The organism is Bowmanella yangjiangensis, from assembly GCF_018531185.1.
In the GTDB taxonomy this organism is placed as follows: Bacteria; Pseudomonadota; Gammaproteobacteria; order Enterobacterales; family Alteromonadaceae; genus Bowmanella; species Bowmanella yangjiangensis.
In genome coordinates this window covers 204,016-229,178 of record NZ_JAHDJU010000003.1, presented here as the reverse complement: position 1 = coordinate 229,178, position 25,163 = coordinate 204,016, and the positions used below count along the sequence as shown (strand labels likewise).

The 25,163-nt window shown below is 49.3% G+C and carries 22 protein-coding genes and 1 riboswitch; of the genes, 7 read left to right on the top strand and 15 right to left on the bottom strand.

Annotated elements, in window-relative coordinates; all coding sequences use genetic code 11:
• Positions 1–10: 10 nt before the first annotated feature.
• The gene (locus tag KJY73_RS16665; protein WP_214344858.1) at positions 11–679 is read left to right on the top strand and encodes a hypothetical protein; all 669 of its coding nucleotides are present in this window, start codon (positions 11–13) and stop codon (positions 677–679) included.
• A 26-nt stretch (positions 680–705) separates the two neighbouring features.
• Here the strand turns inward: KJY73_RS16665 and KJY73_RS16660 are convergent, their stop codons facing one another.
• Positions 706–1,359 carry an SPOR domain-containing protein gene (locus KJY73_RS16660; protein WP_214344857.1) on the bottom strand — a complete coding sequence of 218 codons (654 nt, stop codon included), beginning with the start codon at positions 1,357–1,359 and terminating at the stop codon, positions 706–708.
• A 327-nt stretch (positions 1,360–1,686) separates the two neighbouring features.
• On the opposite strand from KJY73_RS16660, the gene KJY73_RS16655 reads away from it, so the two are divergent.
• Entirely contained in the window at positions 1,687–2,289 is a 603-nt protein-coding gene (locus tag KJY73_RS16655) for a FlgO family outer membrane protein (RefSeq protein ID WP_214344856.1), read from the top strand.
• A gap of 10 nt (positions 2,290–2,299) precedes the next feature.
• Positions 2,300–2,860: a FlgO family outer membrane protein gene (locus tag KJY73_RS16650; protein WP_214344855.1), complete on the top strand. Its 561-nt coding sequence runs from the start codon at positions 2,300–2,302 to the stop codon at positions 2,858–2,860.
• Between the two features lies 1 nt (position 2,861).
• On the opposite strand, the gene KJY73_RS16645 is transcribed toward KJY73_RS16650, so the two are convergent.
• The 5 genes from KJY73_RS16645 to KJY73_RS16625 all read right to left on the bottom strand — a co-directional run bounded on the left by KJY73_RS16645 (position 2,862) and on the right by KJY73_RS16625 (position 8,666).
• Positions 2,862–3,536: an SPOR domain-containing protein gene (locus KJY73_RS16645; protein ID WP_214344854.1), complete on the bottom strand. Its 675-nt coding sequence runs from the start codon at positions 3,534–3,536 to the stop codon at positions 2,862–2,864.
• 16 nt (positions 3,537–3,552) lie between these two features.
• On the bottom strand, positions 3,553–6,450 hold the full coding sequence (locus tag KJY73_RS16640; RefSeq protein WP_214344853.1) for a hypothetical protein: 2,898 nt from the start codon (positions 6,448–6,450) through the stop codon (positions 3,553–3,555).
• Between the two features lie 191 nt (positions 6,451–6,641).
• Positions 6,642–7,490: a fimbrial biogenesis chaperone gene (locus tag KJY73_RS16635; RefSeq protein WP_214344852.1), complete on the bottom strand. Its 849-nt coding sequence runs from the start codon at positions 7,488–7,490 to the stop codon at positions 6,642–6,644.
• 20 nt (positions 7,491–7,510) lie between these two features.
• Positions 7,511–7,963, bottom strand: a complete 453-nt coding sequence (locus KJY73_RS16630; RefSeq protein ID WP_214344851.1) for a DUF4402 domain-containing protein — start codon at positions 7,961–7,963, stop codon at positions 7,511–7,513.
• Between the two features lie 61 nt (positions 7,964–8,024).
• Entirely contained in the window at positions 8,025–8,666 is a 642-nt protein-coding gene (locus KJY73_RS16625; protein WP_214344850.1) for a hypothetical protein, read from the bottom strand.
• 638 nt (positions 8,667–9,304) lie between these two features.
• On the opposite strand from KJY73_RS16625, the gene KJY73_RS16620 reads away from it, so the two are divergent.
• Positions 9,305–9,736 (top strand): META domain-containing protein, encoded by a 432-nt coding sequence (locus KJY73_RS16620; RefSeq protein ID WP_214344849.1) that lies wholly within the window; start codon positions 9,305–9,307, stop codon positions 9,734–9,736.
• Here KJY73_RS16620 and KJY73_RS16615 read toward each other — a convergent pair.
• The 6 genes from KJY73_RS16615 to KJY73_RS16590 all read right to left on the bottom strand — a co-directional run bounded on the left by KJY73_RS16615 (position 9,733) and on the right by KJY73_RS16590 (position 16,787).
• Positions 9,733–10,647, bottom strand: coding sequence for a hydroxymethylglutaryl-CoA lyase (locus KJY73_RS16615; RefSeq protein WP_332874220.1), 915 nt, complete (start codon positions 10,645–10,647; stop codon positions 9,733–9,735). The genes KJY73_RS16620 and KJY73_RS16615 overlap by 4 nt on opposite strands.
• Positions 10,648–10,702: 55 nt before the next feature.
• Positions 10,703–12,724: an acetyl-CoA carboxylase biotin carboxylase subunit gene (locus KJY73_RS16610; RefSeq protein ID WP_214344848.1), complete on the bottom strand. Its 2,022-nt coding sequence runs from the start codon at positions 12,722–12,724 to the stop codon at positions 10,703–10,705.
• Positions 12,725–12,727: 3 nt separating this feature from the next.
• A complete protein-coding gene (locus KJY73_RS16605) occupies positions 12,728–13,513 on the bottom strand; it encodes an enoyl-CoA hydratase/isomerase family protein (protein WP_214344847.1) in 786 nt (261 codons plus the stop codon).
• 11 nt (positions 13,514–13,524) lie between these two features.
• Positions 13,525–15,132, bottom strand: coding sequence for a carboxyl transferase domain-containing protein (locus KJY73_RS16600; RefSeq protein WP_214344846.1), 1,608 nt, complete (start codon positions 15,130–15,132; stop codon positions 13,525–13,527).
• Positions 15,133–15,222: 90 nt separating this feature from the next.
• Positions 15,223–16,392: an isovaleryl-CoA dehydrogenase gene (locus KJY73_RS16595; RefSeq protein WP_214344845.1), complete on the bottom strand. Its 1,170-nt coding sequence runs from the start codon at positions 16,390–16,392 to the stop codon at positions 15,223–15,225.
• Positions 16,389–16,787, bottom strand: a complete 399-nt coding sequence (locus KJY73_RS16590) for a MerR family transcriptional regulator (protein WP_214344844.1) — start codon at positions 16,785–16,787, stop codon at positions 16,389–16,391. Before KJY73_RS16590 ends, KJY73_RS16595 begins: the two co-directional genes overlap by 4 nt.
• A gap of 223 nt (positions 16,788–17,010) precedes the next feature.
• Here KJY73_RS16590 and KJY73_RS16585 point away from each other — a divergent pair, with 223 nt between their 5' ends.
• Positions 17,011–18,186, top strand: a complete 1,176-nt coding sequence (locus KJY73_RS16585; protein WP_214344843.1) for an acetyl-CoA C-acyltransferase — start codon at positions 17,011–17,013, stop codon at positions 18,184–18,186.
• 72 nt (positions 18,187–18,258) lie between these two features.
• Here KJY73_RS16585 and KJY73_RS16580 read toward each other — a convergent pair whose 3' ends face one another.
• A complete protein-coding gene (locus tag KJY73_RS16580) occupies positions 18,259–19,020 on the bottom strand; it encodes a PEP-CTERM sorting domain-containing protein (protein WP_214344842.1) in 762 nt (253 codons plus the stop codon).
• Positions 19,021–19,377: 357 nt separating this feature from the next.
• On the opposite strand from KJY73_RS16580, the gene KJY73_RS16575 reads away from it, so the two are divergent.
• A complete protein-coding gene (locus tag KJY73_RS16575; protein ID WP_214344841.1) occupies positions 19,378–21,633 on the top strand; it encodes an Orn/Lys/Arg family decarboxylase in 2,256 nt (751 codons plus the stop codon).
• A gap of 32 nt (positions 21,634–21,665) precedes the next feature.
• Here KJY73_RS16575 and KJY73_RS16570 read toward each other — a convergent pair whose 3' ends face one another.
• The gene (locus tag KJY73_RS16570; protein WP_214344840.1) at positions 21,666–21,965 is read right to left on the bottom strand and encodes a YciI-like protein; all 300 of its coding nucleotides are present in this window, start codon (positions 21,963–21,965) and stop codon (positions 21,666–21,668) included.
• Positions 21,966–22,004: 39 nt separating this feature from the next.
• Positions 22,005–23,360 (bottom strand): MATE family efflux transporter, encoded by a 1,356-nt coding sequence (locus KJY73_RS16565; RefSeq protein WP_214344839.1) that lies wholly within the window; start codon positions 23,358–23,360, stop codon positions 22,005–22,007.
• Between the two features lie 632 nt (positions 23,361–23,992).
• Positions 23,993–24,127: riboswitch (molybdenum cofactor riboswitch) on the top strand.
• On the opposite strand from KJY73_RS16565, the gene moaA reads away from it, so the two are divergent.
• Complete coding sequence (gene moaA, locus KJY73_RS16560; RefSeq protein WP_214344838.1) at positions 24,114–25,097, top strand: GTP 3',8-cyclase MoaA; 984 nt, start codon at positions 24,114–24,116, stop codon at positions 25,095–25,097. Its footprint overlaps the riboswitch before it by 14 nt.
• Positions 25,098–25,163 lie beyond the last annotated feature (66 nt).

Here is a 25,163-nt window from a genome sequence, read left to right as displayed (position 1 = left end):
GAGTGTCAGTATGCAGATCCAATCTGGGTTAAGTCTGATGGACTACCTCAATGATCCTGCCAAGTCTCAACAGGCGTTGGACAGGGCGGTGCAATACCAACAACAGAATGTTGCGGGTGAGCTCACCGAGTTGGATGCCGGTATTGGGCAAATGAGCGACAGCCAGATAGATGAAACGCTGAAGAAAATCGAAGAGGGGCAGTCATCCGTCAGTCTAAAAAGTCTGGATAACATGATCGCCTTTTATATGAAGCCGGTGGCTGGGCAACTGCAAGATTTGGCTGAACGCTTTGGCATAAAGGAACAGACTCAGATTAAACACGTCGATGGACGTTGGCATGTTGAAGGGGCGGAGGCAGACGATGCTGCTCCTGAGCTCCAGCGCCTGCAGCAATACCTTGATGCCGACCAAGGGTTACAAAAGCGTATGGATCAGCTGAACCGGCTATCGGAGTTTTATGAGTGGGGTCTCACTCGCGACAACGCGGCACAGTTGAAAGAAGCGAAAGTGGCAGATGATGATGTTGTCGCTTACTTAAAGCAAGGCCGCTCCCACTTGATGGGAATGGATAGTTTTACTCTGTCAACATCTGAGCTTCAGTTAAACAGCCGGGGTGAGGCGCAGCATCTATACGACGCCGCCAAAAAATTATTTGGCATAGCTGAACCCAAGTCATAAGCCTTGCCTAGGCAAGGCTTCGCTTATCAGAGCAATTCTTCTCCGGAAAACTCACCAACCTCACAAACATATTGGCGAGGCTTAAGCTTTTCGCACAAATGCTCAGCATCCGGCACATTGCTGAAAGGTCCAACATTGAGGTTGTAAAGTGTCTGGCGAGGATGCTCCGCTTTTAATAACTTGGCTGACAAACCCGTCAATATTTTGCCGTCTCGTTGTTGAATGAGATACCAACCAAACTTTGCACTTTGTGGTTTTAAAAAAGCGGCGATGCGAAGTCCATATACAGTGCCTGCTGTTGTTGGTTCATTCGTTGCGTTGGTGGAGGGAAAGTCACTTATTGAGGCGTTGGGCAACTGTATAGGTTCATTTTTTACTTGGCTCTCCTTCATAGGTGGTGGTGCCATCAACACTTCTTCCTGCAGGTTATCTTGGTACATTGGGGGAGACTCTTGTAAATCTGATGCGCGGTTTACCTCTGCAATCAATAACGCCAGGTCTGCCTCTAAGTCGTTTAAACGCTGAATGCCCGCTTTCGCTTCGCGCCATTCCTGCACATATTGGCGTACTTCATCGCTGCTGATGGCTTCATCGGGCAGGCTTGGTGACTCAGTGCTGTATGTGATGCCATTGTCTAGGGTGCTACATGCAGACACGGTCAGAATCAGTAAAGGCAGCATGGATAAACTCAGCGCACGTATGCTTGAGTTGGAAGGTGTTCTGGCGCGCATTGACATTTTAATGTTCTCAAAACCTATTTGTAGAAAAAGATTGCATGTTCTGTGCCATATGATAATGCCTTACCTTAGTAGCTGAAAGGCTGGCGCGTAAATTGCATTTTAAAGTCTACAAAGGTTGTTTTTCTGACTTATGAAGATTGCTGCCCCCAACTCGTTGGTGTTGAAGGGAGTCAATTGAGGATAGGTGGCAGTTTTTTGCCGCAGTCGAAGAACAATAGGCAATAACATGGCAAGTCAATTTTTATCCTAGGTGGAAAGGGGGCAAAGGTGAGAGCTTATCTGTTTAGTGGTGTTGTACTGTTGGCAGGGTGTCAGGTGACCGATGTACAGCAATCCAGCATAGAGGCAGAGTCGGCCTTTCAACCAGGGGTCTTTACCCCGGTCAGTCAGAATACGCATCCTGCTACTATTCAGGATCACATTCGTATGTTGATGAACCAAATGGCGCTAACCATGCAGGAAGTGCATGACAATACAGCGGTAGTGGTGGCAGATTTTGTCTATGTTGATGGTGCCTACGACAAATCGGGTTTGCTTGGACAACAAGTTGCGCAGAGTTTTATGAATGAACTGCATCAATTTGGCGTCAAGGTGTTGGATCATAAGACCATGGATTATATCAGGGTGACAGAAAGCGGTGATCTGGTGTTGAGTCGTGACTATACCGAGCTGCGCCCTGACATCCAAGCCAGCTTGGTTCTAACTGGTACACTGACCAAACATCGCCTCGGTGTGATGGTGCAGGCCCGATTGGTTGACCTCAAATCAAAAGAACTCAAAGGCTCAGCACAGACTTTGCTTCCTTCAGCACAGGTCAATGCATTGATTGCCTCTCATTCACGTCAGGATATGCCTGCATCTGGCAGGTAAAGGGGGGAATATGAAAGTTATCGGTTTGATTTGTGCCTTATTATTATCTGCGTCACCGGCATTCAGCGATGCACCCACCTCGACTTCCCGCGGGAATTGGGCAACAGACGGACAGCGTTTTGTTCCATTGCATCATCACAAACGCTTGGCTAGCTATGTTGAACAAATGGTAATGCGCCTGAATATTGATGAGCAGGGTCTCAGCAAAAAGAACATCGCCGTAGCCTCTTTTGTGGATTTTGATTCAACCCTGACTAAAACCAGTATGCTTGGTAATCAACTGGCTGAAAATTTTATGCAAGAGTTGCGAAAGCAAGGTTTCTCTGTCACAGAAAGTAAAAGCACGGGCAGTATCAAAGTAACTGTAAGTGGGGATATTGCGTATTCACGTCAAGCCCATGAAGTGCCAAAAGTACAATCATGTTGCGTACTAACCGGTACTATCATTTATAGCCCTGCGGGCATTGAGGTGAATGCCCGCTTGTTTGATCTTCGCAATAACGAGGTTCTGGCCAGTGCTGACGGCTTGATTCCATATTTTGTCGTCAGCCACCTGGGACAGATGAATTAACCTAGTTGCTTAAATCTGTTAGCGGCGCGTTATTGTAATCACTGACCATGCAACCGATACCCACAGCTTTAAGCGAATTGCAGTGTTCCGTTGCATGCTGTTCTGTGACAAATGCACCGGCTTTCAGTCGAAAGTAATCAGTACTTTTTACCTTAATCTTTTGATAATTAGCCGGAAGATCTGCCAGTAACTGCGGGTACTTGGTAGATAGCTCCCGCCAAAGACCATTTAAGCGGGCAGGAGATGTGACTGCTGTCAATTGTAAAGCAAATTTCGGCTGCATCTCATTTTCATTTTGAAACTTACTTTGTGTCGAGGTGGCCGTTGTTTCAGCAAGATTTTGATTACTTGCAATTGGTGCTATTGTCGAGACTTGCTCTGTTTGCGGCTCTTGATGTGGGGTAGGTGACTGGCTTGACATCTGATCCAATTGACCAATCAATAGTCCAAGTTCCTCTTCCACCACCACTAGGCGTTGTAGCCCTTCACGCATGGATTGCCATTCTTCCACGACAGCATCATATTTTTTCTGTTTTTCTTTTAGTATGGCGAGTTCTGCGGCCATATTAGCTTGTTCATTCCCCTGGCTGTTGGGGGGAGTGGCTGACTGGCAGGCACATAAACCTAAGGTGCCAATCAAAATGCTTAATGCTGTAACGCGTTGCCGGCTTTTCATTTTCCTGCTCCGGTATTTAGTAGGCAAAGTTATGATATTCCACTTTGCAGGGAATATTTTGTTGCGCTAGTTGCTGACAATATTGTGCGGTCTCATTGGCCGCGTCACGGTCGCCTTCAAAATAGGCTAGACCCAAAACGTACTGCTTGGTGTCTTTGGATTTAATATAAAATGGCTGCATTGAAGTAACCGCTTGAACACGCTTTTTTAATAGCTGGTAATACAGTTTGAGTAGTGCAGGTGAATGGAACTGTCCGGCTGTTGCAACATAGCCGCTGGCTGACTCGAGAGGTGCCAGCACAAAATCAGCGCCTGTGATAAGGTCACCCCGGTTGGACAGATTCACCCGCTTGCCTTTGCCGATCCGAAGCTGTTGACGATTCGCCATGTCCGGATCAATTTCCAGACGATACTTGCCGGGCAGCAGATTGGTAAATAAGTAATAACCGTCGTATTCGCTACGCGTGCTGGCAACGATATTGTCGTTTAAGTCCCGAAGATTCAGTTTTACTCTGGGGGCAGACTCCTGAGAGCCATCGGCATTGGCAAAGTAAACCGAGCCATCTAATTCGCCAGACTTTGCTACCGGAATATCTACTTGCTGGATAAAACCGGGGCGAGCAGGTACGGAGACCCCCTCTGTGGTGGTGATATAGAACTCCTTGAAGCTGTTTTCATCTACCACAATATCTGTTTGGCGATTATTCGGCAGGGCAGTCAGCATGGCCACGCCCTGCTCGTTCGTTCTTGCTGAACGAAAGGACTGTGTAGCCTTCACTTTTACTCCTTCGATAAGGGGTTCTGATTCATCATATTGGTTGTCCATATCCAGATCTTCAAATACCCGCACTGACACGCCTGCGGCTCCACCTAGAGTGCGGTTGCTTGCGAAAAGGTTACCTGAACTTGGGTCATAGCCGACGCTGAACCTGGCTGTCATACCCAAGGTCCAATTGTCATTACTGTTGTAACTGGCATTGGCGCTGAGTGTAAACTCTTCATGTCGCCAGTTTAGCCGAGCGTAAAGCTGGTCTAGATCGTTTTCGATATCACGTGAATATTGTAGTTCTGCATTTAAGTCATAGGCCCATCTATAGAGTAGATTGGCGCCGTATGAAGCTAATGCCGTATCCGGTTGAACATTGTAGTCGGCGTAAAAACGAGTGTAGAAACGTCCAAAATTGTTCCGATAAAACAGTGAGCCTCCAGCAGTTTTATTCGACGGGCCATTGTTTATTAAACTTTCAGCATCCGTGTGTTGCCAATAAAAACTATGTGAAACTGACCCATAGGCACTGTTCAGCCCAATGGCATTTTGCCACAGCCGGGTTTGCTGACCTTGTGCATCCTCTTGCAGCGACAAGTTATTCTGGTAGCTAAGAGGTAACGAGGTTCTGCTGAACAACGTACCTGAATGCGTAAGGTTGTATCTGTAGTCGACATTTGTGTTTTGATGGCCAGTGACCGCATCTGTGACTAAGTTTTCGTTTCTAATGTAGCTAAGATCCAGGTTGCTGTTTAGCCAACCCGTTCTGAAAAAAGCAGAAAGACGCTTTGAGCCATCATCATTTCGATGGACTAGGGTATTAAGTAAGCCCAAATCCCAAAGCTGAACGTTTGTTCTGAGGGTTAAATCTGTTTGATTTTCACCTGCTTTGGGAACGAAGTGGCTGGTACCTAGGCCAACGGAGAGCCAATCAGTCAAACCATAGTCAAAAACGGCGCTGGTGAGTAAGCCCAGTTGATCGTCTGCCAATTCCGGATCATTAACACCAAATACCGTGCGATTCGCATCTACCATTGACAATTGATAACGTCCCTGGCCTGCTGCAACGCTGTTTGAATCAACGACAATGGACTCGGTTTTACGCTCAATCTGGCCTTGGGGGCCATAGAATACCAATTCAAAGTTGTTGCTACCAAAACTTAGTTCGACATCATTGAATTCATATCGGCCATTTTCAATGTTTAGCTGAGAATCTAGTAATACGCCGTTTCTATAAAGTTCAACATCCCAGCCGGCTTGCACATCGCCGGTTAAATTGACTTGTTGGTTGTCTCCCAACTGGCCTTCATTCAGGTTGTTTACGGAAAATCCGCGGCTTTGAGCCTGGGTTACTTGTCCACCTGGATTAACCGGCGTTACATCACCAAGCGCGAAGTATGAGGCACTTAGAGCACCGAGCAGATCTTGTTCGGCAGAAGATTTAGAAAGCGTTAATCTGGCCTGCTGTAATAGATCGCCTTTCAATCCAGACAGATAAAACTGGCTGTTGAGATAAGCAAAATCCTGGCTTGAGAGAACGGAATAGCTCCCAGAGCGATGTTGGTCATTGGCCGTCGCTGATATTTGCGCATCCAATAGTGGCGTAGAGAAAAGTTGGTATCCTGAATCGTTTAAAGGAAGCACGGACTTGGTTTCGGTTCCCAGCTCGACACTGCCTCGTGATAATCTGGCAAGTCGTTGTTCAACGGGGAATGGGGTATTGGAATGAATCACCAGCTTCAACTGGCTTTCAAACATCTCGTAGTTAAAGTTAAGAATTTGAGCCAAGCTGGCAAGTTCCACATAAACATCATCGGGTTCAACGGAAAATGACTGACTATCCAGAACAAAGGCGTGTTGCCCTAGGGTTATCTGTAAATACTCAATGGCAGGTTGCTGCATGGAGAAAGGAATATCTTGCCGATATACCCATCCACTGGCTTGCATATTAGTAAGATCGAAATCAACGGCAAAGTCAGCGAGTCTGAAAAAGTCGGCCAGACCAACTTTTACACCCTGTTCTGACGCAATGGAAATCACCTCTGTGACGGGCTTATCTTTAAGCCACAAGGATAAGATTAGTTCTTCACCTGGTTGAAAACGTCGAACCACCTGTGTGGCAGATTCGCTAGTGGCGGGGCGTTTCATGTGGTCAGAGGGGGTACGATACTTCTTGGCGATCCGTTGAAGTAGTTCTTGAACAGAAGTGTTGGCCCCCGCAGCTGCAAATGCTGGTTCAGAGCATATCGGCAGACAAAGCAGCAGGGTAGCGGAGCACAAGACGCCCGACAACTTGTTATTTTTATCGAACCACACGATTCGCTTTTACCCTGATGTTGTTATTGGTTAGTGGGTAAGGGCTTAATAGCTGCCTTATTAATTCTTATACTTTGATCTATAAAGACTTTACCGTCAAACTCTCTGACACCTTTGTATTCGACTCGAAGCTGGCCATTAGCCGAAACAAAACGCTCTGCCATCCATGTCGGCTGGATAATAAACTTGTCATTGTCGGGCCAGGCATTGGCTTCATTGGATTTCGCGATAGGGACTTCGGTGCCGCCATCAGGCTTCCAATAAACCGTCCAGTTTCCTAATACTGAGTTACGTCCACTCCGTGCTATCTGCAAAACTACAGCCCCGACTTGTGAGGTGGAGTCATAATAGAGTTCGGCTTGGTCAATGTTCAATTGGTATTCTAGTTGCCCTTGCCTGACGGTGACTGGAATTGCAAAACTTACTAACATGTTTATTTGCATGCTGGTGGCGTTATCTTTATTTTCATCCTTTGGTGGGGGAAGCGCCTTAAAATTCAAGTGCGAGCGATATTCGCCCTCCGCTAGCTGGGCAGGTCTTCTTAACATGAGTTTGATCATTTGTCGTTCGCCCGGCTTCAAGGTCACCTGACGTGGAGAAAATCTGACCATACTGCTTGCAATAGACAGGCCCGATTGCTCGGCGTCTGCTACATCAATATAGCCGCCTGCTGGATTAGCGACTTTCTCTAACCACTCAAGTCTATAGGTGTTTACTGTCTTGCTTGTGTTGGTCAGGCTGATTTGCGCGGCTCTGGTTGATTCATCAAAGCTCACTCGTGTCGGATAGATTAGCAGGTTGGCAAACACCAAAGATGACCAGAAAGAGGTCAGTATCAGCAAACACAGTTTAAGGCCTTTAGAATTCGTCATTAGTGTCCTCAAAAGCATTGTTAGTAAGATATCTCTATATCCAACATTATTTGATAATCCGCGGGGCCAAGATAAGGCTGGCCATTTCCCGACGTTGTTAGTGTTCCGCCTATAGTAAACTGCGCATCGCCGTTTATATCAGCTTTAACTGTAGGTGGTATATCCAACGCCGTAATTACAAACTGTGCTGAGCCAGGTATTGCCACCGAAGAATAAGCAGGTAATGAAGGGGTCAGTGAAAACGAAGTAAAAGGGGGCAGTTCGGTTAGCGTGTAGGTACCTGGCGTGCCTTTCTCTATCACTAACAAACGACCGGTATAAGACTGGTTGCCGTTTCTTGCCAACGTTGTACTGCTAACCTGACTGTTATCTGAAATTGCAAGCCGACCAAAAGTGAATGGTGTATCAATTAATAGATCTGCATTTGCTAAAGTGCATATCAGGCAACTTGCCAATCCTACCCATCTGAACATAAAAAACCGGCCTGAAACCCTAGCAGATAATTGCATATGGTAATCAGACCGGTCTGATGGATCAATAAGTTACTGAAACATCAAAGCTACCGTTATAAGCAGCATTTTCATAAGTAGCCGTAGTCAAAGTGTATGCAGTAGGATCGGTAATCAGAGTTGCACCAACAGTGAAGGTGGCTGCCCCTGTACCGTCAACTGAAATGGTACCTGCACCGGCAGTCAGGGAGATGGCGCCTGGAGTACCTGAAGACTTATAAGCAGTGAAGTCGATCAATTGAAAACCAGGAGAGCCAGCTGGCGCTGTAGTGGTCAGGTTAACGGCTGCACTGGGTACATTTACATTCAGCGTTGCAAAAGCGGCAACACCAGTGATGTCAAACTGTGGGCGAGTGGGTGTACCGCCAACAGATTGAATTTCTGAATCACCAGCACCAGTGATACAAGGTGCACCAGCGCCTGGAGCATAAGCCGAAATTGAAGACGCAGGGTTTGCAGGCATTACAATGCCTGAACATTCATCTGACGTAGAATCTGGTGTAGCGCGAACTGTGCCGAAGTCAAGTGTGCCGGTCAAAGCGAAACCAATGGTGTTGTCGACAGATACAGTGGCTGGAACTGATACAGTTTCAGCTTGCACTGCACCAACAGCAGACAACAGCATCGCTGCGCTAAGGCCTTTTGCAATTTTAGAAAGTTTACTCATTTTCGTGATTCCTAAAGGTTATCTGATAATTATCACACCCATAGAATGACTTGGATTCTGGGATGCATGATATCTATCGGCCTGTTTTAAAAAACGTTTAACTTTTTATTCATAAAAACAGTCTGTTGGGGATAAAAAATGTTTATTACCTAATCTATCCCTGAAATTGCAGTCACTACGGTAAATTAACATACTTCCTTACCATGAAAATATACAGGTTTGTTACTTATATCAACATTTTTTGTTACGTCATAAATCGGCGTTCTCTGCCACATTTTTGAAATTATTTGTATTTTAAACAAAGACATAGCCATTGAACTTTACGCTTGGTAGTGTGTGGTTCAAGAGGTGCGTTAGTTATATCATTATTGGTGTATTTCTTGGGGTGCTCGTAAAGTGAACAATTGGTGGTAGGAGATAATCTGTTTAAAAATAAGAGACTCGAGTATATTTAAATGGCGGATTTATACTTTTAAAAGTATGTGATTTAATAAGTTTCCAGTCTGCGCACAGACTCCTTGTCTGACGTGGCTTACAAGATATATTGCCACATAAAAAATGACCATAGTTGAATAATATTGTGCATTATTATCATGCCGCAATGCAGAATGTTTTAAAAACTAATGTAAGGAAAGACAATGCTTAGTACCCGAGTCGGGATTATTTTTGTTTGCCTGGCGTTGAGCGCTTGTGGTCTTGGTGTGCAGCAGTCGGTAGATAGTGCACCAAAAAAAAATCATTTAGCTGGCCAATGGCAGCTAACTGAATTAGCTGGGCAGCCCGTTCAAACTGAAAAAGCGCCATACTTGGACTTTAGCGAAGAAGGTAAAGTGAGTGGTTTCGCTGGTTGTAACCGTTTCTTTGGACAGGTTGAAGTGGAGGGGTTATCCATTCATTTTGGCAAACTAGGGGCAACTATGATGGCCTGTCCAAACATGCAGCTTGAAAGCCAGTTTATGCAAGTGCTGGAAAAGGCTGACAATTACACTATGGGTAGCAATGACAGCCTGAGTCTGAATAAGGCCAGAATGGCGCCTCTGGCCCGTTTTGAGCGGGTAAAAGCGGATTAAGCGCGTTTTGCCAGAATCGCTTTGGCTACTTTGGACTGATTTTCCCGTCCCAATGCCTGCATGATGGCATGTCCGGCATCAACCAGCGCATCCAGGTTGATGCCGGTATCTATGCCCATACCGTGCAGCATATATACCACATCTTCACTGGCTACATTGCCTGATGCGCCTTTGGCATAAGGACAACCCCCTAATCCTGCCACCGAGCTATCTACCACGGCGATCCCCTGTTGCAGGGCCACCAGAATATTGGCTAGCGCCTGACCATAGGTGTCGTGAAAGTGTACCGCCAATTTTTCAGCTGGCAGATGGCTTAGCAATAGCTTGAGCAGGGCAGCGGTTTTAGCCGGCGTACCTACACCAATGGTGTCGCCTAAAGACACTTCATAGCAGCCCATGTCCAGCAATTTCTGTGACACTGCCAGTACACTTTGTGGGGAGATATCACCTTCATAAGGGCAGCCAAGCACGCAGGATACATAGCCGCGTACTCGGATCCCCTTTAGTTTCGCAACTGCCATAATGGGCGAAAAGCGGGCCAGGCTTTCTTCTATGCTGCAGTTGATATTCTTCTGGCTGAAGCTTTCTGAGGCAGCAGCAAATATCGCCACTTCGTCGGCACCCGCCGCGAGCGCAGCCTCAAAGCCTTGCATATTGGGGGTTAGCGCCGAATAAACCACACCGGGTTTTCGCGAAATGCTGCTGAAGACCGCGCTGCTGTCGGCCATTTGCGGTACCCATTTGGGAGACACAAAACTGCCGGTTTCAATCATGCCGAGGCCTGCACTCGCCAGGTTTTGCACTAAGGCGATTTTATCTTCAAGGGCAATGCTGGCAGATTCGTTTTGCAAGCCGTCTCTTGGCCCCACATCGACAATTCTGACTTTGCTTGGATACTGGATGTTGTTCACTTGCTTTCTCTTTTAGGGCGCCAGTCTTCCTTTCAGAAGCTGGCGCCTTCTATCCTTAACGTTCGGCTGCTTCAAAACTCAATAGTTCTGCGCCGCCGTCTACCAGTTCGCCACTTTGATAGAAAAACTCAATCACTTTTCCTGCCGACGGTGCTTTGAGGCTGTGTTCCATTTTCATGGCTTCCATAATCACCAGCACCTGGCCTTTTTCTACCTGGTCTCCGGGGCTTACCATCAGATTAACTATGGTGCCGTTCATCGGGGCCGTTAGACCGCCACCGTGGGCGTCAGCATCCAATAGGCCCAGATCCGGTAGCTGTTGTTTAAAGTGCAGGGCGCTATGTTGGGTATATAGCGAGCAACCTTGCTCAGCTTCAGCGGCGTGACTAATAGTGATCTTCTGGCGGTGTCCGTCAATCACGGCGGTCAGCACATCGTCGTGAATGTGGCCCTGGCACTGCACATTAAAACCCTGGCCGGTGATTTGATAACTGGCTTGTGCACCGCTATTTAAGCGTGACACCTGAACCGCATGCACCTGGTCGTGTATTTGAATGTCCAGCCCTTGCACATAGTTGGCATTAGCCCGCCATGCAGTCAGATTTTGCCAGGGGCTGAAAGGGTCCTGACTGTTCTGACTTAATGACTGTCGGCCTTGCTCCTGATTGAGGACAATATAGAGCGCGGCCAAGGGCAGCAAACTGGCAAGATCGCTTTCATTTTGCAAAAAAATCTCGCTTTGATGCTTGTCGATAAAGGCTGTGTCCAGCTGTGCTTGCTTAAATGCCTTGGTATTGGCCAGGTTGTATAGAAAATCAATATTGGTGGTAACACCTTTGACCCGGTACTCGGATAACGCTTTTACCAAACGGCGTAGTGCTTTGGGTCTGTCTTCATCCCACACGATAAGCTTGGCTATCATAGGGTCGTAGTAGACTGAGACCTTGTCGCCCTGGCGCACGCCAGTGTCTACCCGCACGTAGTCCGACTCTTCCGGCGGCTGCAGGAAATTCAGCGTCCCCGTAGCAGGTAAGAATTCGTTGTCTGGATCTTCAGCATATATGCGAGCTTCAAAGGCGTGGCCATTGATTTGCAGCTCGTCCTGGCTCAATGGCAGTTCTTCGCCGCTGGCAACTCTTAACTGCCATTCCACCAAATCCTGACCGCTGATCATCTCGGTAACCGGATGCTCAACCTGTAGCCGGGTATTCATCTCCATAAAGTAGAAGCTGCCGTCGGTATCCAATAAAAACTCTACCGTGCCCGCACCCACATAACCTATGGCGGCTGCGGCTTTCAAGGCGGCTTCGCCCATCTGGCTACGTAGCGTGTCGCTCATGCCAGGAGCAGGGGCCTCTTCAATGACTTTTTGGTGACGGCGCTGCACCGAGCAGTCGCGCTCGAATAAGTACACGCCGTTGCCATGCATATCGCAGAAAACCTGAATCTCCACATGGCGCGGTTGGGTCAGGTACTTTTCCACCAGCATAACTTCATCATTAAAGCTGGCCATGGCTTCGCGCTTGGCGGCTGCCAATGCTTGTTCAAATTCAGCGCTGCTGTGTACCTGGCGCATACCTTTGCCACCACCGCCAGCGGCGGCTTTTAGCAATACCGGGTAGCCCATGTCATCGGCGTGCTGTTTGAGCAGGGCGGGCGACTGGTCTTCACCATGATAGCCGGGAACCAGTGGCACACCGGCAGCTTCCATAATCTTTTTCGCCGCCGATTTTGAACCCATGGCGTCAATAGCCGCTACCGGCGGGCCAACAAACACAATTTGGTTGTCTTCACACAGGCGGGCAAAGTTGGCATTTTCGGACAGAAAACCATAGCCGGGGTGAATCATATCGGCCCCAACCTTACGCGCTACCTCAATAATACGTTCGGCTTGAAGATAGCTGTCTTTTGATGGGGACGGTCCGATATGCACGGCTTCATCGGCCATTTGCACATGCAGGGCGTCTGCATCCGCATCCGAATAAAGCGCCACCGTATGGATCCCCATGCGTTTGGCGGTTTTAATAATGCGGCAGCTGATTTCACCCCGGTTGGCAATGAGCAGTTTGATTAGCATAAATTACTCCTGATACCAGTTGGGGCGGCGTTTTTGTAAAAAGGCTTGCAAGCCTTCCTGACCATGTTCAGAAACGCGCACTGTGGCAATGCGAAGACTGGTCTTTTCCATTAACTCTTCATCGTCACCAGCTTCGGTCACATCGAAAATCAGCTGTTTAGCCGCGGCTACCGCATCCGGACTATTATGCAGAATGTGGCTGATAAGGTCTTCCACCGTTTGATCTAACTCTTCTTCGGTAACTGTTTCGCTCAAAAGCCCCAGACGTCTGGCCCGGTGAGCCGAGAAAACCTCGGCGGTGGTAAAATAACGCCGGGCAACCCGTTTACCCATGGCTTCAATGACATAGGGGCTGATGGTGGCGGGGATCAGTCCCAGCTTAACTTCACTTAGGCAAAACTTGCTCAGGCGACTGCCAATGGCCATATCACAACAGGCAATCAAGCCCACCGCGCCACCAAATGCGGCGCCTTGCACCTTGGCGATAGTGGGTTTTGGCATAAAGTTTAAGGTGTGCAGCATCATGGCCAGCGCCTTGGCATCTGCCACGTTTTCTTCAAAACTGTAAGAGGCCATGCGCTGCATCCAGTTAGCGTCGGCCCCGGCACAAAAGCTCTTGCCATTGGCGGCCAGCACCACAACGCGCACACTGGGATCTTCACCGGCTTGTTTGAACAGGTCTGTTAACTGGCGAATTAACTGGTCGTCAAAGGCATTGTGTTTTTCTGGACGGTTCAGGGTGATGGTCGCCACACCTCTTGCATCCAAATTGTAGAGTACATCAGACATACCAAGCCTCCTTACATACGGAACACCCCAAAACGGGTGTCCTCCAGTGGTTTATTAAGCGCCGCTGATAAACTCAGCCCCAACACCTGACGCGTATCTGCCGGGTCTATTACGCCATCGTCCCATAGTCTGGCTGAGGCGTAGTAAGGGTGGCCCTGATGTTCGTAGTCATCAATGATGGGCTGCTTAAAGGCTTGTTCTTCTTCCTGACTCCAGGTTTCACCTTCGCGGGCTTTTTGATCGCGTTTTACCTGGGCTAATACCCCGGCGGCTTGCTCGCCGCCCATCACGGAAATACGCGCGTTAGGCCACATAAACAAAAAGCGCGGGTCGTAAGCACGACCACACATGCCGTAGTTTCCGGCACCGAAACTGCCACCAATAAGCACGGTAAATTTAGGTACTTTGGCGCAGGCCACGGCTGTCACCATCTTGGCACCATGTTTGGCAATACCACCGGCTTCATACTGCTTACCCACCATAAAACCCGTGATGTTTTGTAAAAATACCAAGGGGATCTTGCGCTGCGCACAGAGCTCAATAAAATGCGCGCCTTTTTGCGCAGACTCACTAAAAAGAATCCCGTTATTGGCCACAATGCCCACCGGATAGCCGAAGATGCGTCCAAATCCACACACCAGCGTACTGCCGTATAGCGCCTTAAATTCATCAAATTCGGAGCCATCTACAATACGGGCGATAATTTCCCGTACGTCGTATTGCTGGCGGCTGTCTTTCGGAATGATGCCGTATATGTCACTGGCATCGTAAAGCGGGTCTTGCGGCTGCGCGAGGTTCAAACTCACCGGCTTAGTGCGATTTAATCTGGCTACCGCATCACGAGCCAGTTTCAGAGCATGATGGTCATTGTTAGCCAGATAATCCGCTACCCCTGAGGTGCGGCAATGTACATCACCGCCACCCAATTCCTCAGCCGTTACCACTTCACCCGTGGCAGCGCGCACTAGTGGTGGGCCGCCAAGGAAGATGGTGCCTTGCTCTTTTACGATAATAGATTCATCCGCCATGGCTGGCACATAGGCACCACCGGCCGTACAAGATCCCATCACCACCGCGATTTGCGGTATATTGGCTGCAGACATGTTGGCCTGGTTATAGAAAATCCGGCCGAAGTGTTCACGATCGGGGAACACATCATCCTGGCGGGGCAGGTTAGCACCGCCGCTGTCTACCAGGTAAATACAGGGCAGATTATTCTGCTCGGCAATAGTCTGCGCGCGCAGGTGCTTTTTAACTGTCAATGGATAGTAGGTACCGCCTTTGACCGTGGCATCATTGGCCACCACCATGCATTCCACGCCGCTGACCCGGCCAATACCGGCAATCAACCCGGCTGCCGGGACATAGTCTTCGTAGACCTGCCAGGCGGCTAACTGGGAGAGTTCTAAAAAAGGTGCGCCTGGGTCAAGCAAGGCGTTGATACGCTCTCTGGGTAGTAATTTTCCGCGATCTGTATGGCGTTTATTGGCTTGCTCGCCACCACCCTGGCGGATCTGGGCGACTTTCTCGCGCAGATCATTAACCTGAGCCTGCATATGTGCGACGTTAGCGGCAAATTCCTGGCTCTTTGTGTTTATCTTTGATTCAATCCGGGGCATCTAGCCTCTCCTGCTAAATAGTTGGCAGATAATCAGTAAGTGCCTGGCAGATGGTCTTCAGCCAGGCAATTCGAACAGACTGACGACTGCTTAAGCGGATTCCTTAAAGAGTTCGCGACCAATCAGCATACGGCGAATTTCCGATGTGCCGGCACCAATTTCATACAGCTTGGCGTCGCGTAATAAACGGCCCGCTGGGAACTCGTTGATATAGCCGTTGCCGCCCAAAAGCTGAATGGCATCCAGCGCCATTTTGGTGGCTAACTCCGCTGCATAGAGAATAGCACCCGCGGCATCCTTACGAGTTGTTTCGCCTCTGTCACAGGCTTTGGCGACGGTATATACGTAGGCGCGCGCGGCGTTCATCTGGGTGTACATATCCGCCACTTTGCCTTGCACTAATTGGAATTCACCAATACTTTGGCCAAACTGTTTACGGTCGTGAATATAAGGCACCACCAGATCCATACAGGCTTGCATAATGCCAAGGGGGCCGCCTGACAGCACCAAACGTTCGTAATCCAGACCGCTCATCAGCACTTTTACGCCGCCGCCTTCCACACCCAGAATGTTTTGCGCTGGCACTTCGCAATCTTCAAACACCAGCTCGCAGGTATTGGATGAGCGCATGCCCAATTTGTCGAGCTTTTGCGCCTGGCTAAAACCCGGCGTGCCGCGTTCCACAATAAAGGCCGTAATGCCCTTGGGGCCGGCACTGACATCGGTTTTAGCGTAAATCACATAGGTATTGGCATCCGGACCATTAGTGATCCACATTTTGTTGCCGTTTAAGATATAGCGGTCGCCTTTTTTCTCGGCGCGCAGCTTCATGCTAACCACATCAGAGCCCGCATTGGGTTCGCTCATCGCCAGGGCGCCAATATGCTCACCACTAACCAGTTTGGGCAGATATTGTTCGCGCTGGGCATCATTGCCGTTTTTATAGATCTGATTTACGCAAAGGTTAGAATGAGCACCGTAGCTCAGGGCAATACCGGCACTGGCCCGGCTGATCTCTTCCATGGCCACCACATGGGCCAGATAGCCCATATCCGCACCGCCATATTGCTCGGAAACAGTAACACCCAGTAAGCCCATATCACCGAACTTGGGCCACAGTTCATTGGGAAACGCGTTATCTTCGTCGGCCTTGGTGGCCAGCGGGGCAATTTCACCTTGGGCAAAGGCATATACATGCTCTCTGAGCATGTCGATTTCTTCACCGAGATCGAAGTTCAATGTAGGGTAGGGGGCATTCATGCGAGTTTTCCTCTTAATTGTTGTTCCAGCTCGGCGCGGCAACGCTCTTCTAGATCATCCAGTTCAGTCATCAGCATGCGGATATCTTCTAATTGTTGGTTTAGCACCGCACGCTTGTCGGTAATCATTTCCAGTACTAGCTGGTTCTGAGATTTTGAATTCTGATCGCTGTCGTAAAGGTTAAACAGGGTTTTGGTTTCTGCCAGGGAAAAGCCCAGTCGCTTACCGCGCAGAATTAACTTCAGGCGCACCCGGTCCTTATTGTGGTAGATGCGTACCTGGCCATTACGCTCAGGCTCCAGCAGGCCTTGCTCTTCATAAAAACGGATAGAGCGAGGGGTAATGTCAAATTCTTTTGCCAGTTCGCCAATACTGTATGTGGTCGTCGTGGTCATGCTACTTTACGTTTACGTAAGCTGTAAGTTAACCTAAAGGTAAAGTAACACTAACAAGGCGTCAACAACCCCGTGTCGAAGATGCCGATTTGCTAAGGCCGCATCTGAGGTGAACTGTTCAATATGCTGTACGTTAGGTCTATGGTCGCCATGCCATTGTCTACAGTAAACTGAACCGCAGATGGTCAGCGCTGACCTTGTACCCAATATAAGAGGAACCGATATGAGTCAGGATTCAATCGTAATAGTCGCGGCCCAGCGCACGCCAATGGGCGGCTTTGTGGGCAGCTTGTCGTCACTCAGTGCCACTGAACTGGGCGCAAAGGCTATCGCCGCAGCGGTGGGCGAAGTGAACGGTGTGCAGGTAGACGAAGTGATTATGGGCTGCGTACTGCCAGCAGGCCTTGGCCAGTCACCAGCTCGTCAGGCGGCGATAAAAGCGGGATTGCCTCTGTCAGCCGGCGTAACTACCATCAATAAGGTTTGTGGCTCGGGAATGAAGGCAGTGATGCTGGCGCATGACCTGATCAAAGCGGGTTCCATCAACACCGCTGTTGCTGGTGGTATGGAAAGCATGAGCAACGCACCTTACCTGTTGCCTAAAGCGCGCAGTGGTTACCGCATGGGGCATGGTCAGGTACTGGATCATATGATGCTGGACGGCCTGGAAAATGCCTATGATGGTAAGGCGATGGGGTGCTTTGCCCAGGATACAGCAGATAAAGAAGATCTGACCCGAGAAAAAATGGACGCCTTCGCCTTATCTTCGCTTTCAAAAGCCAAACTGGCTATTGAGTCTGGTGCCTTTGCCAATGAAATCTGTGCCGTGACTGTCAGCACCCGTAAAGGGGAGGTTGAGGTCAGCCAGGACGAAGGGCCGGGCAATGCAATGCCGGAAAAAATCCCCAATTTAAGGCCAGCCTTCAAAAAGGACGGCACTATCACTGCGGCCAACTCCAGCTCTATTTCTGATGGTGCGGCGGCCCTGGTGGTCATGCGTGAATCTGACGCGCTGGCTCAGGGGTATAAGCCTCTGGCGCGTATTTTAGGTCACAGCACGCATTCCATTGAGCCGGAGAATTTTACTGTTGCCCCGGTTGGCGCTATGCAAAAACTGCTGGATAAACTGGGCTGGCAGGCTGGTGATGTGGACCTGTTCGAAATCAATGAAGCCTTTGCCATGGTCACCATGCTGGCTATCCGTCAGTTGGATCTGGATGAAGCCAAGGTTAACGTGAATGGCGGTGCATGCGCCCTGGGCCATCCCATAGGTGCTTCTGGTGCCCGTATTCTGGTGACCTTGATCCACGCTATGAAAAACCGCGGCCTGAAACGCGGTATGGCCTCTTTGTGTATTGGCGGCGGTGAAGCCACGGCCATGGCTGTGGAGCTTTGCTAAGCAAGCATGCCGCATTCGCGAAGGCTAGAGAATAAGAGGGGACCATATGGTCCCCTCTGACTTTGGTTCATTCTAGCTTTTTCGTCTCAATCTCTGTATCGACGCGATACCTGCTAAAAACACCAGCCAGGTCGCAGGCTCAGGTATACCCGCTGCTGCCCGGGCATTTGCCACAATATAACCGTCATCGCCTGATACATAGTTTGCCAGGGTGTCACCAAACACCCAATTCACACCATAAGCCATGTTGGTTAACAGTTCGCGCGGTGCACCAGAACCCAAGCCGGCCCAACCTGCCAAAAGCTCAGCGACGGTTGGCGCTTGTATGGTAAAGCTGGCGAGGTCGGCAAAGGTCAAGCCGATACCGTTGTTGGGAAGCCACGTCATATCGGCATTTTCATACAGCTTAGCGGCTTTATCACTCAAATCGGCGAAGTTCAGTGAGTAACCATCATTATAAAGCGCCTGAAATGCCGGATTGGACGGTTCATTGGCCACCACCGCAAAGTTTCCCAACCCGTCGGTAATCCAGAAGTTAAGGTATGGGCCGGTTGCCGGGCCACTCCCTGGGGCAAAGCGTGTTACATCGTCCAATCTGTCTATGCTGAGGTTGGTAATCTGACCCAGTGTGGCACCATTAATATCATTGGAGCCCAGTGCAGCCTTGTCACCTGGGTTATCAATGATGAATTCAACCTGCGTGCCGCTGTCATTGATGATAGGGGTACCTCTTATCTCAAAAGGAATGAAGTCGGCCATGGCCAGTGATGAGTGAAGAATCAGATAAGCGACAAGTCCGATACCCAGTTTGCTTGGATGATTAATTGGAATCATTAATTTCTCCTTGAAGGGTTATGACCAACCTTATTTTTCACTGCTAGTTGGTACGCTCGTTCAAGCAAATCTTGAGCCATGAATAATTATCTTTTAAATCAAAAGGATATATTTTCTTCTTTGGGGTGGGTTATTTTTGTGTATAAAAAACAGACAGGCTTGTCGTGGAGTTTTAGCTTGTCTCGAAGAAGGTGTTGAGATGCCTGATGCGTCGGGTGTTGCGGTTTTTCCAGGCTTTTTAGCTGTCTGCTCGTCGTGTTTTTATGCAAATTTATTAAATACTTACCCGCAAGCTATCTGTAAAAGCCGCAGACAAGGCTATACTGGGCAGCATCATTTATTGTCCTTGGATCTTCGATGAAGTTTCGTTTTCCTATTGTCATCATTGATGAAGATTTTCGTTCTGAAAATATCTCCGGCTCTGCTATTCGTGACCTGGCTACCGCCATTGATAAAGAAGGTATGGAAGTGGTGGGCTTTACCAGCTATGGAGATTTAACCTCCTTTGCCCAGCAATCCAGCCGGGCGTCCTGTTTTATTGTGTCTATTGATGATGAAGAATTCGAAGACGGTACGGATGAAACTGTGGCTAAAGCCTTGATGGCGATAAAGCGCTTTATCCGCGAAGTTCGCCGCCATAATGCGCATATTCCCATCTTTTTGTATGGTGAAACCAAAACCGCACGACATTTTTCCAATGATATTCTGCGCGAGCTACACGGTTTTATTCATATGTTCGAAGATACGCCGGAGTTTGTGGCCAGGCATATCATTCGAGAGGCGAAAAAATACCTGAACGCCCTGGCGCCGCCTTTCTTTAATGCTCTGATGGAGTACGCCAGCGACAGCTCCTATTCCTGGCACTGCCCCGGACATTCCGGGGGAGTGGCGTTTTTGAAAAGCCCCGTCGGGCAAATGTTCCATCAGTTTTTTGGTGAGAATATGCTGCGCGCCGATGTTTGTAACTCGGTAGACGAACTGGGCCAACTGCTTGATCACACTGGCCCGGTAGCGGACAGTGAGCAGAACGCTGCCAGAATCTTTGGCTGCGACCATTTGTTCTTTGTGACTAACGGCACCTCAACCTCCAACAAGATTGTCTGGCACAGTACTGTCGCACCAGGGGATATTGTGGTGGTGGACAGAAACTGCCATAAGTCGATTCTGCATTCGATCATCATGACGGGCGCCATTCCGGTGTTTTTAATGCCCACCCGCAACCATTACGGCATTATCGGGCCCATTCCTAAGTCAGAATTTTTGCCTGAAACCATCGCCAAGAAGATTGCCGCTAACCCATTTGCCCGGAATGCGGCCAACAAGAAGCCCAGAATTCTGACTATCACCCAAAGCACCTATGACGGCATTGTTTACAATGTTGAAGAAATTAAAGACGTACTGGGCGACGCTATTGATACGTTGCACTTTGATGAGGCTTGGCTGCCGCATGCGGCCTTCCATGAGCTTTATCATAATATGCATGCGATTGCTCAGGACCGTCCTCGTTCCAGCGATCCACTAGTGTTCGCTACGCAGTCCACCCATAAGTTGCTGGCTGGCCTTTCTCAGGCCTCACAAATTCTGGTGCAGGACAGCGATACCCGTAAGCTGGATAAACACCGCTTTAATGAATCCTATCTGATGCATTCTTCCACCAGTCCGCAATATGCCATTATCGCTTCTTGCGATGTGGCAGCGGCTATGATGGAGCCGCCGGGGGGGCGCACCCTGGTGCAGGAGTCACTTACCGAAGCCATAGATTTTCGCCATGCCATGCGTCAGGTGGATGACGAGTTTGGTGAAGACTGGTGGTTTAAGGTGTGGGGGCCGGATGAACTGCCAGGCGACGGTGAGCCAAAGCAGGAAGATTGGGTTATTAAAGAGTCTGATGAATGGCACGGTTTCGGCAATATTGCCACCGGCTTTAATATGCTTGACCCCATCAAGGCGACTATTATCACCCCCGGATTGGATATGGACGGGCGCTTTGATGAATTTGGTATTCCGGCCGCGATTGTGACCCGCTACCTGGCCGAACATAACATCATCATTGAAAAGACCGGCCTGTATTCCTTCTTTATTATGTTTACCATCGGCATTACCAAAGGTCGTTGGAACTCCATGGTTACGGAATTGCAGCAGTTTAAAGATGATCATGACCAAAACCTGCCACTTTGGCGCGTAATGCCGGAGTTTGCTGCTAAGCATCCTCGCTACGAGCGGGTCGGTCTGAAGGATCTTTGCCAGCAAATCCATCAGGTTTACAAAGAGTTTGATGTGGCCCGAATTACCAAAGATATGTATTTATCTGACTTTATTCCGGCCATGACACCTGCCGATGCCTGGTCGCATATGGCCCATCGTAATGTAGAGCGGGTGTCTATTGACGAGCTGGAAGGGCGGATCACCGCTATGCTGGTCACCCCTTATCCACCGGGGATCCCACTGCTTATTCCTGGCGAGCGGTACAACAAAACCATAGTGAACTATTTGAAGTTTGTGCGTGAATTTAATCGCCGCTTCCCCGGCTTTGAAACTGACGTGCATGGTTTAGTGCGCGAACAGGTCAACGGGGTGGAAGAGTACTTCGTGGATGTAGTGAAAAACCCGTAAGGGATGTGCCGGGTTTGTGAGCAAGCCCGGCGTTAATCGAAGCTAATTGCCGGTAAACCGGCACCTATCACGATGTTCCAGGGACGCACTTGCCAGGACGTCACCAGTCCAGACTGGACGTAAGGGTCTTGACGGGCAAAGTCGTCAACGGTCTCGGCTGATTCAGCCTTGAATAATAGCATCGCTTGGTCGGTGGGCGCGCTTAGTGCGCCGCCAGCCAGCAATTCACCTCGTGCACTGGCTGCTTTAGCCAACTGAATATGGGCGTCACGATACATAGGGCGACGCGCTAAATAGTCGTCGGCAACGGTATAGATTAGCAGATAGTGCATGTTGCGCTCCTTTGTGTATCAAACCAACCAGAGGTGCCTTTACACCGCGAGCTGTTGTTTCTGCGCCCGCTGAATATAAGCAAGGCGCCAGCCCAGTAAGATGGCGGCTGATGTCAGACCGACAATAAAGCCGATCCAGAACCCAGTCGCGGCCATTGCCGGTACTATCCAGTCCGTCAACCCGAGAATACAGCCGGTACTTAGACCAATCACCCAATAAGACACAAAGCTGATATAGAACATGGCCTTGGCATCTTTATAGCCTCTTAAGGCGCAGCCTGAAATTACCTGGATCGCGTCAGAGAATTGGAACAGGGCGGCCAAAAACATCAAATCCGCTGCCATTTTTACTACCTGTTGGTCGGCGGTATAGAGGCCGGAGATTTGATAACGCAGCAAGAAAGACACAGATGCGGTAAGGGTAGCCGAACAAATACCGACCAGCCAGGCACCTTGTACCGCGCGTTTGGCGTTATCCGGTTGGTCTTCGCCGAGTAAATGCCCGACCCTGATGGCGAGCGCCAGGCCAATGCTTAATGGCGCCATAAACATCAAAGAGGAGAAGTTCAAGGCAACTTGGTGAGCCGCCACCACAGTGGCTCCATAAGGTGCCAGTAGCAGCGCCACCACAGCAAACAAGGACACCTCAAAGAGAATGGTCATGGCAATAGGCACGCCCAGCTTTAAGATCTCGGCAATTTCATTAAAGCGCGGTGCATACCATTGTTGGAACATATGAAAACGCCGCATAGAAGGCGCAAAGTGATGGTACAGCCAGGTGCTTAACATCATGGCGGCAAACACCAGCGAGGTAGCAATACCACAGCCCGCACCACCAAAGGCTGGCACGCCAAACTCGCCATAGATAAAAATGTAGTTAGCCGGGATATTCACCAGCAGGCCGATACCCATAATCACCATACTGGGACGGGTAACAGACAGCCCTTCACAATATTGACGAAACACCTGATATACAGCAAAGCAGGGGGCGCCAAACAGCAGGTATTGAATGTATTCCAGGGTAATGCGCTGAAGCTCTGGCTCCATGCCCAATTTGCCGTGCAGGCTGGGCACAAAAAATGCGGCCAGCGCCAGGGGCGCGGAGAGCATTAACGCCAGCCACAAGGTTTGCTGACCTTTCTCCGGGATCTCGTCAAACTTCTTTGCCCCGTTCAGGCGCGACACAATAGGTGGCAGTGCTAAGATAATTCCCTGCAGGAAAAACAGCAGCGGCATAACCACACTGGCAGCAATAGCTACGGCCGCCATATCGGTGGCAGACACACGGCCAGCCATAATGGTATCGGAAACGCCCATCAAGGTTTGGGTAACCTGGGCAATCAATAATGGCCAAGCAAGTTTGGTAAGTTGGCGGATCTCGTGACTAAGGTTCATCGTCTGCGACTGCATATCATCGGGGCGTTGTTATACCACAGCCAGCAAGGCCTGAGGATGAATTTTCGTTTAAGCAACAAAACAACACTTTAGATAGCCGTAGCTCGGAAAATCCGGGGTCTGTTCCGCATTTCTTTGACCCGGACGTTTGCCTGCACAAACCTGGGGCAATCCTGCACCTTAATGAACAGCGTGTTTGGCATGCTATATTCTTTCAATCCGTTAACGCATTGAATTTAAATAAAAATAAATCTTGGCACTAAGTCTGCTAACTCTAAAGCGCAACAGGTGGAACGGTACAATTCTATCGCTGGATGCGATGAGCGGACTTGCCAGGAGGGTATGTGGCCTATGTCCACACAAAACAACAATAACAAGAACGGCTAAGCCGACATTAAAATAAGATACCGCCACCTTTCCTAAGGCATTTGCCTACGGGGAACAATAAGCAGGCAGTGTGCCTGATGCTCTTGCAATAAGGCCCGGGTTTGTGTGAGGACCCGGGCCTTCTTTTCTGGTCCTAATGCTATTTACCGCAGATATTCCACCATGGCCCGCGCGGCGTTATTCACTTTATGGCTAATGTAAAAATCTTTGCGCTATGCTGAGCGAAAGAAGACCTCTAGAATGCAGGTCTAGGATAATACCGAGCCTCTGAGTCTACACCTTTTGGCATGATTCTTTGGCCGCAGGTCATGTGCCTGCCAGGGTTGTGCGAGAAATCAAGCAGCCTCCCATGTTTGGAAAGGTAAAATGCAGGACGACAATAAGCTCATTGACAGATACGGGCGCAGGTTTCGTTACTTGCGGCTGTCTATTACTGATGTTTGTAACTTCAGGTGCAACTATTGCCTGCCTGATGGTTATCAGTGTGACAGTGATCGTGATTTTCTGGCTACAAATGAAATACACACCTTAGCACAGGCGTTTGCGGGCCTGGGCACGCGTAAGATTCGCGTTACTGGCGGCGAGCCTTCGCTGCGAAAAGATCTCGCCGACATAATCGCCTTGTGTGCCAATACAGCCGGTATTGATGAAGTGGCACTGACCACCAACGGCTTTCAACTGCAATCCAAAGTGCAAAGCTGGCAGCAAGCCGGGTTGACGTCACTGAATGTCAGTATTGACAGCCTGGACCCTCGACAATTCGCTGCCATTACCGGCCACGATAAATTGCGCGATATTTTAGCCGGGCTGGAACAGGCTGCAGCCTTAGATTTGAAGGTCAAAGTGAACGCGGTTTTACTTAAACCTTATAGCGAAGGTCAGTTACACGGCTTCTTACACTGGCTGAAAAGCACGCCGCTCACCCTGCGATTTATCGAACTGATGCAAACCGGCGACAACCAACGCTTTTTTAATGACAACCATGTGTCTGGTCAGCCGATTAAACAGCAACTGCTTGAGCAAGGCTGGCAACCTGTGGTCAGGGCCAGTACTGCGGGGCCGGCTGAAGAATTTTGGCACCCTGACTATGCCGGGCGAATTGGTCTGATTATGCCTTACAGTAAAGACTTCTGTGCCAGTTGTAACCGCTTGCGGGTATCTGCACTAGGTAAGTTGCATTTATGTTTATTTGCCGAGCAAGGATTGGATATACGGCCCTTGATGCAAGCCGGAGATGTGGCCGCTCTTCAGCAGCGTTTACGCGACTTACTTGGGCAAAAAGATGCTAGCCACTGGTTGGATAAAGGCTATACCGGGGCAACCCGCCATCTTGCTATGTTAGGCGGCTGAAAACATCGCTTCAAGCCCTGTGTATTCTGCATTTAGGCTATGCGCCGAAACAATATAAAAAGGAGC